The organism is Paenibacillus luteus (genome assembly GCF_006542765.1).
In the GTDB taxonomy this organism is placed as follows: domain Bacteria; phylum Bacillota; class Bacilli; order Paenibacillales; family Paenibacillaceae; genus Pristimantibacillus; species Pristimantibacillus luteus.
Genome location: NZ_SKCD01000035.1, coordinates 24,479 through 38,417, shown reverse-complemented (window position 1 = coordinate 38,417; position 13,939 = coordinate 24,479). Strand labels below are relative to the sequence as shown.

12 protein-coding genes are annotated in these 13,939 nt (G+C 49.9%); 3 read left to right on the top strand and 9 right to left on the bottom strand.

The features are described from left to right. Nucleotides 1-115 precede the first annotated feature (115 nt). Nucleotides 116-985 carry a glycine betaine ABC transporter substrate-binding protein gene (locus E0496_RS24775; RefSeq protein ID WP_338325874.1) on the top strand — a complete coding sequence of 290 codons (870 nt, stop codon included), beginning with the start codon at nucleotides 116-118 and terminating at the stop codon, nucleotides 983-985. A 68-nt stretch (nucleotides 986-1,053) separates the two neighbouring features. Here E0496_RS24775 and E0496_RS24770 read toward each other — a convergent pair whose 3' ends face one another. The 8 genes from E0496_RS24770 to E0496_RS24735 all read right to left on the bottom strand — a co-directional run bounded on the left by E0496_RS24770 (nucleotide 1,054) and on the right by E0496_RS24735 (nucleotide 10,855). Continuing rightward, a complete protein-coding gene (locus E0496_RS24770) occupies nucleotides 1,054-2,154 on the bottom strand; it encodes a Gfo/Idh/MocA family protein (protein ID WP_139996143.1) in 1,101 nt (366 codons plus the stop codon). A gap of 43 nt (nucleotides 2,155-2,197) precedes the next feature. Continuing rightward, complete coding sequence (locus E0496_RS24765) at nucleotides 2,198-2,920, bottom strand: ThuA domain-containing protein (protein WP_141504439.1); 723 nt, start codon at nucleotides 2,918-2,920, stop codon at nucleotides 2,198-2,200. Nucleotides 2,921-2,978: 58 nt separating this feature from the next. Continuing rightward, nucleotides 2,979-4,142: a Gfo/Idh/MocA family protein gene (locus E0496_RS24760; RefSeq protein ID WP_141504438.1), complete on the bottom strand. Its 1,164-nt coding sequence runs from the start codon at nucleotides 4,140-4,142 to the stop codon at nucleotides 2,979-2,981. 17 nt (nucleotides 4,143-4,159) lie between these two features. Further along, the gene (locus E0496_RS24755; protein WP_141504437.1) at nucleotides 4,160-5,200 is read right to left on the bottom strand and encodes a LacI family DNA-binding transcriptional regulator; all 1,041 of its coding nucleotides are present in this window, start codon (nucleotides 5,198-5,200) and stop codon (nucleotides 4,160-4,162) included. A 258-nt stretch (nucleotides 5,201-5,458) separates the two neighbouring features. Further along, complete coding sequence (locus E0496_RS24750) at nucleotides 5,459-6,526, bottom strand: undecaprenyldiphospho-muramoylpentapeptide beta-N-acetylglucosaminyltransferase (protein WP_141504436.1); 1,068 nt, start codon at nucleotides 6,524-6,526, stop codon at nucleotides 5,459-5,461. A gap of 158 nt (nucleotides 6,527-6,684) precedes the next feature. Further along, a complete protein-coding gene (locus tag E0496_RS24745) occupies nucleotides 6,685-8,271 on the bottom strand; it encodes a peptide chain release factor 3 (protein WP_141504435.1) in 1,587 nt (528 codons plus the stop codon). A 39-nt stretch (nucleotides 8,272-8,310) separates the two neighbouring features. Next, nucleotides 8,311-9,867, bottom strand: coding sequence for a glucose-6-phosphate dehydrogenase (gene zwf / locus E0496_RS24740; protein ID WP_141504434.1), 1,557 nt, complete (start codon nucleotides 9,865-9,867; stop codon nucleotides 8,311-8,313). Nucleotides 9,868-10,015: 148 nt separating this feature from the next. Beyond that, complete coding sequence (locus tag E0496_RS24735; protein ID WP_161601556.1) at nucleotides 10,016-10,855, bottom strand: YwmB family TATA-box binding protein; 840 nt, start codon at nucleotides 10,853-10,855, stop codon at nucleotides 10,016-10,018. A 107-nt stretch (nucleotides 10,856-10,962) separates the two neighbouring features. Here E0496_RS24735 and E0496_RS24730 point away from each other — a divergent pair, with 107 nt between their 5' ends. Continuing rightward, entirely contained in the window at nucleotides 10,963-11,340 is a 378-nt protein-coding gene (locus tag E0496_RS24730) for a hypothetical protein (protein WP_141504432.1), read from the top strand. Nucleotides 11,341-11,474: 134 nt separating this feature from the next. Then, nucleotides 11,475-12,182, top strand: a complete 708-nt coding sequence (locus tag E0496_RS24725; protein WP_141504431.1) for a hypothetical protein — start codon at nucleotides 11,475-11,477, stop codon at nucleotides 12,180-12,182. A gap of 411 nt (nucleotides 12,183-12,593) precedes the next feature. Here the strand turns inward: E0496_RS24725 and E0496_RS24720 are convergent, their stop codons facing one another. Then, nucleotides 12,594-13,892 (bottom strand): molybdopterin molybdotransferase MoeA, encoded by a 1,299-nt coding sequence (locus E0496_RS24720; RefSeq protein WP_241674973.1) that lies wholly within the window; start codon nucleotides 13,890-13,892, stop codon nucleotides 12,594-12,596. Nucleotides 13,893-13,939 lie beyond the last annotated feature (47 nt).

Sequence of the window (13,939 nt, the reverse complement as noted above, 5' to 3'; positions counted from 1 at the left end):
CGCTGCGCGAGCAGATTCACAAAACAAAGATCTATGCTTACAAAGCAAGTTTGTTCCACCACCTTTAAGCTATCTCTTAAAGTATCAGTTCCACAAACTTTTAAGGAGTGATTTTTTGAAATTCAACAAAATGACGGTAATTGTAGCAGCGGTAATGGCATTCGCCTTGATAGCGGGATGTTCTTCTTCCGGGGGCAGCGACAAGAAAAAAATAACGCTGGCTTATGTAGCTTGGGATTCCGAAATCGCGAGCACGAATGTGGTAAAAGAAGTACTTGAACAAAAGCTTGGTTATCAGGTGGAAATGATGCAGGTAGATGCGGGGCCAATGTGGGCCGGTATTTCCGATGGAAGCGCGGATGCGATGGTCGCCGCTTGGCTTCCGACTACACATGCTTCCTATGTCACCAAATATAATGGAAAATACGATGACTTGGGTCCGAATCTCGAAGGTACCAAAATTGGCCTCGTCGTTCCCAAATATATGGACATCAATAGTATCGATGAGTTGAATGGTGCCTTTGGCGATACGGTGGACCACACGATTATCGGGATTGAGCCCGGCGCTGGACTCATGATGTCTACCGAGAAGGTGCTTGATGAATACAACTTACGCGATAAATGGACACTGCTTGAAAGCTCATCCGCAGCGATGACGCAAGAACTGCAAAAGGCTTATGCCAACAAAGAGCCTATCGTGGTTACAGGCTGGACCCCACACTGGATTTTCGCCAAAATGGATCTGAAATATTTGGAGGATCCGAAAAACGTATACGGCGGAGATGAACAAATTCATACGATTGCTCGCCAAGGGCTGAAGGAAGACCAACCGGAAGCCTACGCTTTCCTAGACAAGTTTAATTGGACTCCCGATGACATGGCAGCCGTCATGATTAAAATCCAGGAAGGCGAAACGCCGGAAGCGGCGGCTAAAGCCTGGGTTGAGGCTAATGCCGATAAAGTAGAGGCATGGGTTAAATCATAACAAAAATAAGAAAAAGCAGAGCGGTTAGTCGCTCTGCTTTTTCTTTTGCTGCTATAGGTCACAGGGCACTAGTCTAGACAAAACGGCTGCAAGCCAAGCGGCAGCGGTGCCGGTCTCTCGCACGTACTCTTCATGACATAATGCGCGCCTTGCTCGGAAGCATCATGGAAACCGTGCATAGCTTCAAGTACATGATAAGCCAGTTCACCGTTAGCCCGGTGCTTGCGGCCGGTTTGAATCGCTTTCGCCATATCCGCAGCGCCGACACCGCGGGCATTTTCCGTATAACCATAAGCAAGCGGAATATCCGACCATTCATTCGAGCCTGCTCGCCAAAGCTTGATTTGACCGCCGAATCCGTTGGGATCGGGAACGAGCAAGGTTCCCGCGCTGCCATATACCTCGATACGCGGCAGCATGGAACCGCCTTTCACATCAAAACTCGTGAGCAGTGTCCCGATGGGACCCGATGCAAAATCCATCACGCCTGCGATATGGGTAGGCACCTCAACATTAACCTTTTGGCCATATTTAGGCTTGCTGGTAATGGTTCTCTCTGGGAAGGAAATGCGCGCCGAACCCGTTACGCGGGTTATCGGCCCAAGCAGCGCTACAAGAGCAGTTAAATAGTAGGGTCCCATATCGAACATTGGACCGCCACCCGTCTGGTAATAAAACTCTGGAGCAGGATGCCAAGATTCATGGCCGCCGCAAACCATAAATGCAGTTGCGCCGATTGGTGTACCGATCCAGCCATCCTCCACCAGTTTAATGCTGGTTTGGATTCCTCCGCCAAGGAAGGTATCGGGAGCACTTCCCACATAAAGCCCCTTCTTCTCGGCAAGCTCCAAAACCTGCTGTGCTTCTTCTCGGGTAACGGCGAATGGTTTCTCTACATACACATGCTTGCCTGCCTCTAACGCCCGCAAACATACGGAAGCATGCGCTTGGGGAATGGTCAGATTAATGATCATTTGAATCTCAGGATCTGCGAGCAATTCCTCAACCGAGCAACCGCGCACGCCAAATTCCTCACCTTTTGCCTTCGCACGTTCAACATCCAAATCCGCGCAGGCTACAACCTGAAGCGCGTCAAAGCGATTTCCGTTTTCAAAATAGATCCCGCTGATATTGCCTGTTCCAATAATACCTGCTTTAATCTTCTCCATTTTCGCCAGTCCCTCGTCCCATATCCTGAATTTTAAAATTTGATTATAGCTGGTTATCTGCCATTCCGCTGTAAGCAGCCGATTTCACGCCAGCTTCGAGTGCTCTGGCCTTGCCTTCCGCACACCATAGGAAGCCACGCCGCATCAGCTCCTTAACGGTTGGTATTTCAATGATGTTTGCTTGATGGCCAAGCGAGTTGTAATAAACGCGTCCTACTCCCCAGCGCTTCGTCCAAGCCACTGGCATATCAACGGCTTTATTCAGCGAATGTGGCCCCTCCGTTACAGGAAACCTAGTCGTCGCAAGCACTTCCACGGCAGGGTCTACATGCAAGTAGTATTGCTCTGAGCTAACGACAAAATCTTCGATGCCCTCCGTAAGCGGACTAGATGAATTGTTGATATTCACGGTATATTCAAGGCCGTCGTTGCCGGGATGCGCTACCCATTGGCCGCCCGTCATAAACTGCCAGTCGACGTTCTCACGGAACGCATCACACATGCCGCCATGACAGCCAGCAAGGCCAACGCCGCTCTGTACCGCTGCCGAAACATTATCAACCAGCTTTTGCTCAATACGTGCCATCGTCCACACCGGTACGATAAGATCAAGTCCAAGAAGCTTTTCCGCATCTGCAAAAGCCTCCAGCGTATCGGACACTTCTACCTCAAAGTTTTCCGAAGCGAGAACCTCGCGAAATATTTCTGCAACTTCTTTCGGCTGATGTCCGTCCCAGCCACCCCATACGATTAATGCTTTTTTCAATGTATCTCCCTGCCTCTCTGCTACTCTATGTGCGATCTATTTATGCTTGTTCGTTCGTTTAGGCTAGCTCGCTAATGGAAACCCAGCGGCGCTCTGCAATCGAGCGGTCAACGGCCTCCAGCACCTCTTGGCATTTCACGCCGTCCACAAAGTTAGGTACCGGCTGGCGATCTTCTGCAAAAGCCTGCATCAGCTCATGCATCTCATGCGTAAACGTATGCTCGTAGCCAATGGTATGTCCTGCAGGCCACCAAGCATCCATATAAGCATGTGAAGGATCAGTTGCCAGCACGCGGCGGAAGCCCTGAACATCCTCGGCATCGTCCGTGAAATATACTTGAAGCTCATTCATTCGTTCAAAATCAAACTTGATGCTCCCTTTACTGCCATTAATCTCAAAAGCGTTCGTACAACGATGCCCTGCAGCAAAACGCGTGGCCTCAAAGCTACCCAATGCGCCATTAGCGAAGCGTGTCATGAATACCGTTGCATCATCGACGGTTACTTCGCCGCGCGGTCCATCCTCGCTTCCTTTGGCACTAAGTCCGGTCATGGCCGAAGCGATCGGACGCTCCTTCACAAAGGTCTCGCTCATGCCGATCACCTCGTTGAATTCTCCGACCAGGTAACGGGCCATATCAATTAAATGAGCGCCTAAATCGCCATGAGAGCCTGAACCTGCAATTTCCTTCTGAAGACGCCATACGAGCGGGAAGCTTGGATCAATAATCCAATCCTGCAAAAACACCGCGCGGAAATGGTGAATTTCGCCGATCCGACCGTCTGAAACGAGCTTCTTTGCGAGCTGGATCGCAGGTGCAAAACGGTAGTTGAACCCGACCATATGCTTGACACCAGCCGTCTCAGCCGCTTCTAGCATTTCACGAGAATCCGCAAGCGTGAGCGCCAACGGTTTTTCGCAAAAAATATGCTTGCCCGCAGCAGCCGCTGCAAGTGCAATCGCTTTATGCGCATCGCTTGGCGCATTGATATCGATTAAATCGATATCCTCGCGTTTCACGAGCTCCTTCCAATCGGTTTCTGAGCTTGCCCAGCCGAATTGTGCTCTAGCTTGCTCAAGCCCTTCTGGATCACGTCCGCATATTGCCGTCATTTCCGGTTTAATGACCTCTGGAAAAAACATCGGAAGCGCGCGATAAGCGTTGCTATGTGCCTTACCCATAAATTTATAACCGACCATACCCACACGTACTTTTTCCATATAAACCCGCCTCTCAATTAGTGATGCTTATTTTTTCGATCTGATGTTTCCCTTTGAACCAAGCTCACGGGCAGAACCTCTTGCCGCAGCTCGCTTGGAGCGCTTGCTCGCTCCGCATTAAGCAGCCTAGCGGCAGCCAGCTTGCCCATCTCATAAAAAGGAACCGCCACCGTTGAAAGTCTTGGGCTAATGATGCGCGAGCCGTCTGAATCGTCATAGCCGATTAGTGCATAATGCTGGCTGGCTTCAAGGCCATGCTCCCGCAATCCCTGCATCAATCCGATGGCCATCCGGTCGTTGGCAGCAAAAACAGCGTCAATCCTTCCTATCTGAATTTCCTTTGCAAGCCGTTCGGCAAGCTCATAGCCGCTCTTCCGGCTGTAATTCCCCACATAGACATGCTGCGTCTCATACTTGATGCCAGCTTTCTCTAGTGCATTTCGATAGCCTTCCAGCCTGTCCGTACTGTTGGAATACTGGGCAGGTCCATTTACGAAAGCAATGCGAAGGCTGCCTTGTTCGATTAAATGCCTGACGGCCGCCTCGCTGCCGGCAACATGGTCAGCATCGACGGATAGGAATTCCTCCTCTTCAAAACGCTGATTCACTAGACAGAAGGGAAAGCCACCTTCCTTAAGCTCTACGAGTGCGCTTCGTTCTTCCGGCACATTTTGAGATCCAAGGACGATACAGGCATCAATCTTCTGCGTTCGAAACAGCTTGGCGTAATCTCTGGAATCATCCGGCTCTCTGAAGATAAGCAGCAAATCGTAGCCACACCGCTTCGCGGTTTCACCGATTCCGCTTAGTATCTCTGAGAAATAGTAGGTCGAGAACAGATGAACCTTCGGTACAAATGGCAAAATAACACCAATATTTCCACTTTTCCTCCGGGCAAACTGCTGGGCAAGCGCATTAGGCACATACCCAAGCTCAGCAGCAGCCTGCAATACACGCGCACGAGTTTCCTCTTTCATGGGGCCGACATTATTCAGCACCCGGGAAACGGTTGCCTCTGACACGCCGGCCAGCTTCGCTACTTCTTTCCTGCTAATGATCGTTGTCCTCCTGAATAAAGCTTATAAATTACATCCAACAATAAAAGTTGTGCTTATAGGGTCATCGGGTTGTTTTGTCTCATGTGCACGTAAAAACCATTTTATGTACACGCGTACATTATGGCATGAAAACGTTTCATCGTCAATCATCTTTTTTATATATTTTGTAAACAAACCATGACGTCCCTAAAAAAACGACCCGTCCGCAAATCATGGCTGGACAGATCGTTTAGCTTTTCAATAAAAACTACGTTTACACTATTTCTTCGCAATTTCATTAATCCAATTGAATACGGCGGCCAAAGCGTTTGCTTCCTCAGTCATGTTCATTCGGTCTATATACGTTTTGCGATTATCGTACAAACGCTCTACGCTATCCGCCAAGGTGGTTGCAGTCAGCTTCTCCTCGTACAGCACATCGGCGTAACCTGATTTTTCGAAGGACTGGGCATTCAAAATTTGATCACCGCGGCTCTGCTCCTTTGTTAAAGGAATGAGCAGCATCGGCTTCTTCAAGGAAAGGAATTCAAATATCGAATTGGAGCCTGCCCGTGAAATGACGAGATCCGTCATCGCTAGGACATCTGGAAGCTGCTCGTTCACATATTCAAACTGCTTATAGCCGGCGACCTCAAGCGAGGGATCAAGCTGGTTTTTGCCGCATAGATGTACGATTTGAAATTGCTTGGAAAGTCTTGTTAATGCCTGCCTTACCGTCTGATTAATCTTGCGTGCCCCCAAGCTGCCGCCCATGATCAAAATGACCGGTTTGCTTCTAGTAAATCCGCAGAAAGCGCGTCCTTGGTCGGCATTCCCCTGTTTAACCTCTTCACGAATTACTGCTCCTACGTGACGGCTTTTCTCAGCCTTCAGCATGCCGCCAGTCTCCGGAAAGGTCGTGCACACGCCCGTTGCGAAAGGGATCGATATCCGATTGGCAAGCCCAGGCGTTAAATCCGACTCATGAATAAGCAGTGGGACTCTATTCAGCCAAGCTCCGATAACCACCGGCACAGAAACGAAGCCGCCCTTGGAGAAAATAACATTAGGCTTGTTTTTCTTAATGAGCCGGTAAGCCTGATAGAGGCCTTTGACCACCTTGAATGGGTCCTTAATGTTTTGAATATCCACGTATCTTCTTAGCTTACCTGTGGCGATAGGGAAGTACTTTACCTGCGGTATCGTTGCGACAAGCTCACGCTCAATGCCGCTTTCCGAGCCGATATATTGGACTGACCAGCCTTCCTCGAGAAATCGCGGGATCAAGGCCAGATTGACAGTAACGTGTCCGGCTGAGCCTCCCCCGGTGAACATGATTGTTTTCATGAATGACTAGCCACCTATCGTTTTTTATCCATTTATTATACGGGCAATCCTATATTTTAGCACTGAAATTCCTACCCCTAAGCATAAAAGCATCCCCGGCCGCAAGCGCTGCTGCGCCTTTGGCTGAGGATGCTATTTACCTGCGTATCTCCTTGCCCTTAAGGCGCGGTTTCCAAAAACTTCGATGTCGGGTTTTTGTCTATCGCCGTACGCATCGCATATTCGTTCTCGAACAAGACAACATAATTGCCTTTCTTGTCCTTGACGAGCGTCGTATTGATCCTGAATTTGCCTGGGTCGATATTGTCATCAACGATCCAGCGCGCGAATTGGAACTGCATACGGTGCAGCTGAATATCTACCCCGTATTCAGCTTTCATCCGATGCTCGAATACTTCAAACTGCAAGTGACCAACAACGCCAAGAATCGTCTCGTCGAAGTTGCCCGTGGAATGGAACACCTGAATGGTGCCTTCCTCTGTCAGCTGGTCGATTCCTTTTTGGTATTGCTTGTGCTTTAGTGCATTTTTGACCGTTACCTTTGCAAAAATCTCCGGCGAGAATGTCGGGAGCTCGTCAAAGACGACCTCTCCGCCTTGCGACAACGAATCACCGATTCGGAAAATACCCGGATCGAACAAGCCGATAATATCACCAGGATATGCGGTGTCGACGATATCACGGTCCTGCGCCAAAAATTGCTGCGGCTGCGCCAGCTTAATGTCTTTGCCGTTGCGAACGTGGCGAACGCTCATGCCCCGCTCGAATTTGCCTGAGCAAATGCGGAGGAAAGCGATCCGGTCACGATGCGCCGGGTTCATGTTTGCTTGAATTTTAAATACATAACCGGTAAACTTCTCATTTGTTGGCTCAATCTGGCCTGTCGTGCTATTGCGCGGCGTCGGTTTTGGAGCAAGCTGCAGGAAGTTTTCAAGGAACGTTTGTACGCCGAAATTGTTAACCGCGCTTCCGAAGAATAGCGGTGTCAGCTCGCCCGCCTGCACCTTTTCAAAATCGAATTGATCGCCTGCAACGTCGAGCAGCTCAAGATCGCCAATTAGTTGATCCGTCAAATAATCGCCAGCCATCTCGCGAATAATCGGATCATTATAATCGCTGACAGGCTTAACCTCGATGGTTGAATGGTCATTGCCTTGGAATAGCTCGACCTGTGTTTTCATCCGGTCATATACGCCGCATAGCTCGCGGCCCATGCCGATCGGCCAGTTCATCGGAACAGCACGGATACCAAGTACCCGCTCCAGCTCCTCCATTAATTCGAATGGGCTTTGGCCTTCACGATCCAGCTTGTTAATAAACGTAAAGATAGGAATACCGCGCTTGCGGCAGACCTGGAATAGCTTGATCGTTTGCGCCTCGACGCCTTTGGCAACGTCAATAAGCATGACGGCGCTGTCGGCTGCTGTAAGGGTACGATAAGTGTCCTCACTGAAATCTTGGTGACCAGGCGTATCGAGAATGTTGACGCGGTGGCCAAGGTAATCGAACTGCATAACGCTGGATGTTACCGAGATTCCCCGCTGCTTCTCAATTTCCATCCAGTCGGATGTAGCATGGCGGCTCGCTTTGCGTGCCTTGACTGACCCTGCAAGCCGAATGGCTCCTCCGAATAGGAGGAGCTTCTCAGTAAGGGTTGTTTTCCCTGCATCAGGGTGAGAGATAATCGCGAATGTCCGGCGTTTATCAACTTCCTGTTTAATTTCTTCAATTAACGATTTGCTCATGCTTGCCTTCCCTTCATTACGTAAGGTATAGGGCAGCGATTATTTCCCGCTGTTCGACACCCAAATGACGTTATCTTCCTCTTGCCCGTTGACTGGCCACCAATGGAAGCCATCCTCTTTAAGCAGCTCGTTTGCTGCTGCTGGACCCCATGATCCGGCAGGGTATAGCTTCAAATCATCTTTATCTTCGCGCCAAGCCTGCGCGATCCGATCCACAAACGCCCATGCTTGGGAAACCTCATCCCAACGAGTGAAGTAAGTGGAATCGCCGCGTGCCGCATCATGGATAAGACGCTCGTACGCTTCCGGCGTGTTCAAGCCAACTTGGCAGCTTTGGCAAAACTCCATAGCTACCGGCTGAACCGAATTGTTCTCGCCTGGCGTTTTTGCATTGACTTTAATATATATGCCCTCTAGCGGATTTACGCGAATAACTAGCAGGTTCGGTGCCAGATCATGCCGCTGCGCAAACAAGACGTTTTGCGGCATCGATTTGAACTCAATAACAATTTCGGTCGTCTTCACAGGTAGACGTTTGCCTGTTCTGATGTAGAAAGGAACGCCAGCCCAGCGGAAATTATCTACAAACACCTTCGCTGCAAAATAAGTTTCGGTCGAAGAATCCTCGCTAACCGAATCCTCTTGGCGGTAGCCGGTAAGCTCTTTGCCGTGATGGCTGCCTTCGCTGTATTGGCCGCGGACAACATTCTCTCTGACCACTTCACTCGATGAGTAGTTTCGAAGGGAACGAAGCACCTTTACCTTCTCATCTCGGATATCTTCCCCATGCAAACGGCTTGGCGGTTCCATAGCGATCATCGTCAGCATCTGCAGCATATGGTTTTGACCCATGTCACGCAATGCGCCTGACTTATCGTAATAACCGCCACGATCCTCTACGCCAACCGTTTCCGACAGCGTGATTTGAACGTTCGCGATATGGTTATTATTCCACAATGGCTCAAAAAATGCATTTGCAAAACGAATGACTTGAATGTTTTGAACCATTTCTTTACCAAGATAATGATCAATCCGATAAATTTCTTCTTCCTTGAACACCTGGTTGATTTGCTCATTCAGCTTCTGGGCAGACGGCAGATCATAACCAAATGGCTTCTCAATCACAACGCGGTGCCAGCCTGTGGACTCCAGCAAGCCGCCATCTCGCAAATTGAAGGAGACTGGTCCAAACAATGATGGAGCAAGAGCCAAATAGAACAGACGGTTACCCGGGATGTTGAATTTCTCATCCAGTTGTTCTGACAATTTGCCAAGCTCGCGGAAACCCTCAACATCATTGATATCTAGGGACATGTATACGAAATGCTCTGCAAAACGATTCCAAAGCTCGGCATCGTCCGCTTTGTAACGACAAAATTCTACGATTGATTCATAAAGATCCGAACGGAATTGCTCATTGGTCCGAGGACGTCTGGCAAGACCTACAACAGCAAAGTTTTCCGATAGCTTGCCTTCTTTATATAAACTGAACAGGGCTGGAAACAGCTTGCGCCGAGCCAAATCGCCCGTTGCTCCGAACAGATAATAAACTGCGCCTTCTGCGGAGACGGAATCAAGATTAGTCGTATATGTCATTTGCCTCATTCTTTCCCTATGTATTTTCATGCAACTTTACATGTTATGTAGTTTAGCATATTCGCCTATAATTCGCTATTCAACAGGCATAAAAAATACTGATAAGTTACGTTACTTATTCTAATCAACAAGCACTAAGCCTATCAGCTTATGGTGAAACCGTTGTGGAAACGCTATAATCACCTGAAATTAACGGTATTCCGATCGTCAAAGCTGTATTATTGGTATCTGTATTTTTATGCACCGCTACTTGATAGTTCGCGGAATTTCCGTTTTGGACGGCAATTGTAGCGTTTAACATCCTTGTGTAAAAGGTTTCACTTACGGTCCCTCCGTCCTCATAACGGTCAACCAAGCTTGCATTCGCAAGTTTAGACATGCGTGAGGTGACCTGTTTCTGTTCCGTATAGCCCTGTACTTTCATGCTGCTCGTAAATGAAAGAGACAGCTGTGCAAGCTGTTCTGAAATAGATGAGGATGCTTTCAAAAGCAAGCTTTTCGTCAACGGAGAGGAATGGTTTGTCTCAAGCAATACCATGAGCTGCTCCTTTTGTTCATCGGTTTGAATCAGGCTTATCGAAACCTTTCCAGCGTAAGCGGGAACAAGTCCGGAAACGGTTTTCCCTTCATTTTGCTCAAGCTTAGCCAGAACCATTCCTTTCTCATCCATAAACATGTTCTTTACAAGCTCCTTCATCGCGCCCTCCTTGCCTGTCACATTCCATCTGATCGTCCAATCTGCGCTCTCCGAACCGCTTCTCAGTTGTTCATCACTCCAAACCCACAGCAATTGCAAATCATGCTGCAGCCGCTTCACTGCCGAGCCAGTGAAAATCTCCTTTGACTTGTTCGCTTGCTGCCCCAACGCCCAGCCCGCACTCAGCAAAATAACAAGCATCGCCAGAATAACGCCAATCCTCGTTTGTTTGGCACGCTGCTTCGCTGAGAGCCTGCGCCTGACTGGCTTCGTATCTTTTGGAATATACATGTTTTTCGCCCCTGTCCGCTCAGAATGGGTATACATCCATACACGTTAGCCTGTGGGTGAATACACTGGTTGCAGGAATGATTAATTTCAGGAGGTGTCATCCTCGTATGGAACAGATTTATCCATTACATGAGGAAGTGGTTAAGCGTTATTGCGGGTATCCGGTAGGCGTGATTATGAACGACGGTACGCGTCATGTCGGCATACTTAGCGCTTGCGGAAACGGCAAGGTGATGCTGAATGCAGGAGCCGGCGAAGCCGAAGCGATGTTAAATCAAATCCAGCCCGCACAGAAAGCCGTTTCAAAAAAGAAAAAAGGCGGTAAAGGTAAACAAGAGGAACCGCATAAATCCAGCAAATCGCAAGCTCAGACACAAGCTTATCCTTATGATCCTTATTATTATGGACAACAATATTATAATCCCTGGGGCGGCGCCCTTACTCTTGACTTTGCGCTAATTGCTTTTCTGTTTTTGCTATTGTAGCGACCAAAGCGGCGTGCTATCCATAGCGGCGCCGCAAGATTTTTTCAGCGGGCGACAGGTTTCGCCAGCCTTTTTGAATGCACTATAGTATGCTGACGCTGCATCTGACTATGGATAACGAGAGGAGTTTGCTTATGAGCACAAATCTACGATCAATCCGGGGTATTGAACGCACCAATGCCTATGTACCTGTACAAGCTGTCAGTCCCTATACTTATTACCCTTACCGTGATGGTGAGGTTCAGCAGGTGTTTGAAGATGAAACCGAATGGAGCCGTATCTACCAGCAAGCTGCCAATAGCGCAGCCGCGTGGATTAGCTCCTCCAAGCAAGCACAATTCGAGCTCGAGCAATTAACCTGGAAGCTGGGCAGAGAGCTTCATGAGGGCAAACCGATTACGGAAAGCTTACATCATTTTACGAAGCTGCTTAATCAACAAGAGACCATCTATAAGCAGCATGCCGATGATCTAAAGCCCGAGCTTTGGGAGAGCGTTGAGCTCGCCTTACGCCATCCTGCCGCTCAGGAGCTTGGACTGCGCCGAAGCACCAGCGATGGAACATGGGTCATGGACTCGAATCATGTCGTCGCGAAAGAGGATGGCTTACCGTCAAGTCAGTTATCTCCAGCCGAATCCGATCGAATGAAGAGACTTCTCCTTGGTGCGGACGGCCTGCTCAATGACTTGAAATACGCGCTCACTTACGGAGATGAGCAAAGCACCTATGATCTCCTCCAGCCGCAGCTTACATCTACGCTTCCTTATGCGGCATACTTTGGCTCCATGCAAACCTATTCTCCGATCCCTTATATCGGCTTGGTATTCAATCGCTATCTGTGAGGCTATTGGCGTTGCAGTATAGCTGTCTGAGCAAATAATTGAGCGGCTATTAACCTTGCTGAAGACATTACTGTTCGTGCGGCTAACTTATTTTGTTAGCGTTTTAAGTTTGTTTTCTCTCTATCCTTATATTCGTTCCCATCCCTAGTTTATCCTCCATTTAAATTCATATTTTCCTTTTAATGTTTCGTTTTCTCTGTTCAAGCGATTCAATTGGCAGTTGTTCAGACCATATAGAAAAGATCAATATAGAAGAAAAAATCCATTCAAGCAATAAGCAGATGTTCACAATGAATTGGAATAACATTCAAAGAACAAGAATAATAACTATCCAATTTCCCTCCTCAGCTGAACTAGAACCGGATGGGATTACGGTAAGCCCTTCAGCATCTGCGCTGGATACCATTATGGTCAAGGAATAAGAATAACATCTATCATCTCTCCCGCTTCGGCTCCCCTAGAGCCGGATGGAATTACGGCAAGCCCTTCGGCATCCGCGATGGAGGCCATCATGCTTGATTTGGAGAAAGCAAGTGGATCGGCGAGCAAGCGTCCGTCCGGTTCATAAAGCAGCCTTGTACGTACATAACGTGTATGCGGACTGGGCTTCTCGACGCAGGTAAGCAGCTCAGCCTTTACGATTCGCGGAAGCGCCTGCCGAACTCCCTGCAAGCGAAGCAGTACAGGGCGTACGAATAATTCAAAGCCGACGAAACATGCTCCTGGATTGCCTGACAATGCGATTAAGAGCTTACCGTCTATGAGCGCAGCTGAAGTTGGGCTGCCTGGTCTCATTGCCACGCGGTCGAACAACAGTTGGTCAGACGAGCATTCGCGCTTAAACGAGCGGAACAGTTCTGACATCACATCAAAGTCGCCCACCGAAACGCCGCCAGTTGTCACAATCAAATCTGCTTCCATCGCCGCTTGAGCAATGGCTTCTTTTACTGCTTCCAGCTTATCCGGCAGCGAGCCGCACATGATCGGCTCGGCGCCGCTTTGCTCTGCCATGGCCGCGATCATGCCGCTATTGCTGTCGCGGATCTGCCCCGCCGCCAGCGCCGCCTCCACCGGCAGCAATTCGCTGCCGGTCGCAAACACCGCTATGCGCGGGCGCTTGCATACCGGCACCTCGGCATAGCCGAAGGTGCCTAGCAGCGCAACATGGCCCGGCCGAACAAGCGTGCCGGGCCCCGCAAGCGCGCCCCCAAGGCGAAATTCCTCGCCTTGGGGCGCTATGTGCTGGCCTGCGGCAGCGGCGCGCTTAATCAGCACCGCAGCCGTGCCGCAGGCCAGCATCGCATCCGCGGTCTGCTCCAGCATGACGACCGCGTCAGCCCCCACAGGCACAGCCGCGCCGGTCATGATGCGCACGGCCGTGCCCTGCTCGACAGCCGCACGGGCGAGCCCGCCCGCCGCGACTGTGTCAACTACGCGCAGCGCCACCGGCTGCTCCGGCGTCGCGTCCGCGATATCTGCCGCGCGCACGGCATAGCCGTCGAGCCCTGAGCGCGCGAATGGCGGCCAGTCGCTTGTGGCAACGATCGTCTGCGCAAGCCTTCGGCCGCCACTCTCTCGCAGCGGCACGAGCTCGCTGCCGAGGCACAGCCCGTCCGCAGCAGTCAGCACCCTCTGCTGCGCCTCTGCGACTTTCACAGCCACACGATTAAATCGTGAGGCCCTATCTCCACCGGCGCCTAGCCTCTCCATTCCCATCCCCCGTCCCTGTGCTGCTGGTTCGATTTTTCAACAGCTTA

Excerpts from the sequence above, each read along its gene's own strand:
- E0496_RS24745 (WP_141504435.1), bottom strand. The coding sequence starts at position 8,271 with ATGAGCAAATCGTTAATTGAAGAAATTAAACAGGAAGTTGATAAACGC.
- zwf (WP_141504434.1), bottom strand. The coding sequence starts at position 9,867 with ATGACATATACGACTAATCTTGATTCCGTCTCCGCAGAAGGCGCAGTT.
- E0496_RS24730 (WP_141504432.1), top strand. The coding sequence starts at position 10,963 with ATGGAACAGATTTATCCATTACATGAGGAAGTGGTTAAGCGTTATTGC.
- E0496_RS24720 (WP_241674973.1), bottom strand. The coding sequence starts at position 13,892 with ATGGAGAGGCTAGGCGCCGGTGGAGATAGGGCCTCACGATTTAATCGT.
- E0496_RS24735 (WP_161601556.1), bottom strand. The coding sequence starts at position 10,855 with ATGTATATTCCAAAAGATACGAAGCCAGTCAGGCGCAGGCTCTCAGCG.
- E0496_RS24750 (WP_141504436.1), bottom strand. The coding sequence starts at position 6,526 with ATGAAAACAATCATGTTCACCGGGGGAGGCTCAGCCGGACACGTTACT.
- E0496_RS24760 (WP_141504438.1), bottom strand. The coding sequence starts at position 4,142 with ATGGAAAAAGTACGTGTGGGTATGGTCGGTTATAAATTTATGGGTAAG.
- E0496_RS24725 (WP_141504431.1), top strand. The coding sequence starts at position 11,475 with ATGAGCACAAATCTACGATCAATCCGGGGTATTGAACGCACCAATGCC.
- E0496_RS24770 (WP_139996143.1), bottom strand. The coding sequence starts at position 2,154 with ATGGAGAAGATTAAAGCAGGTATTATTGGAACAGGCAATATCAGCGGG.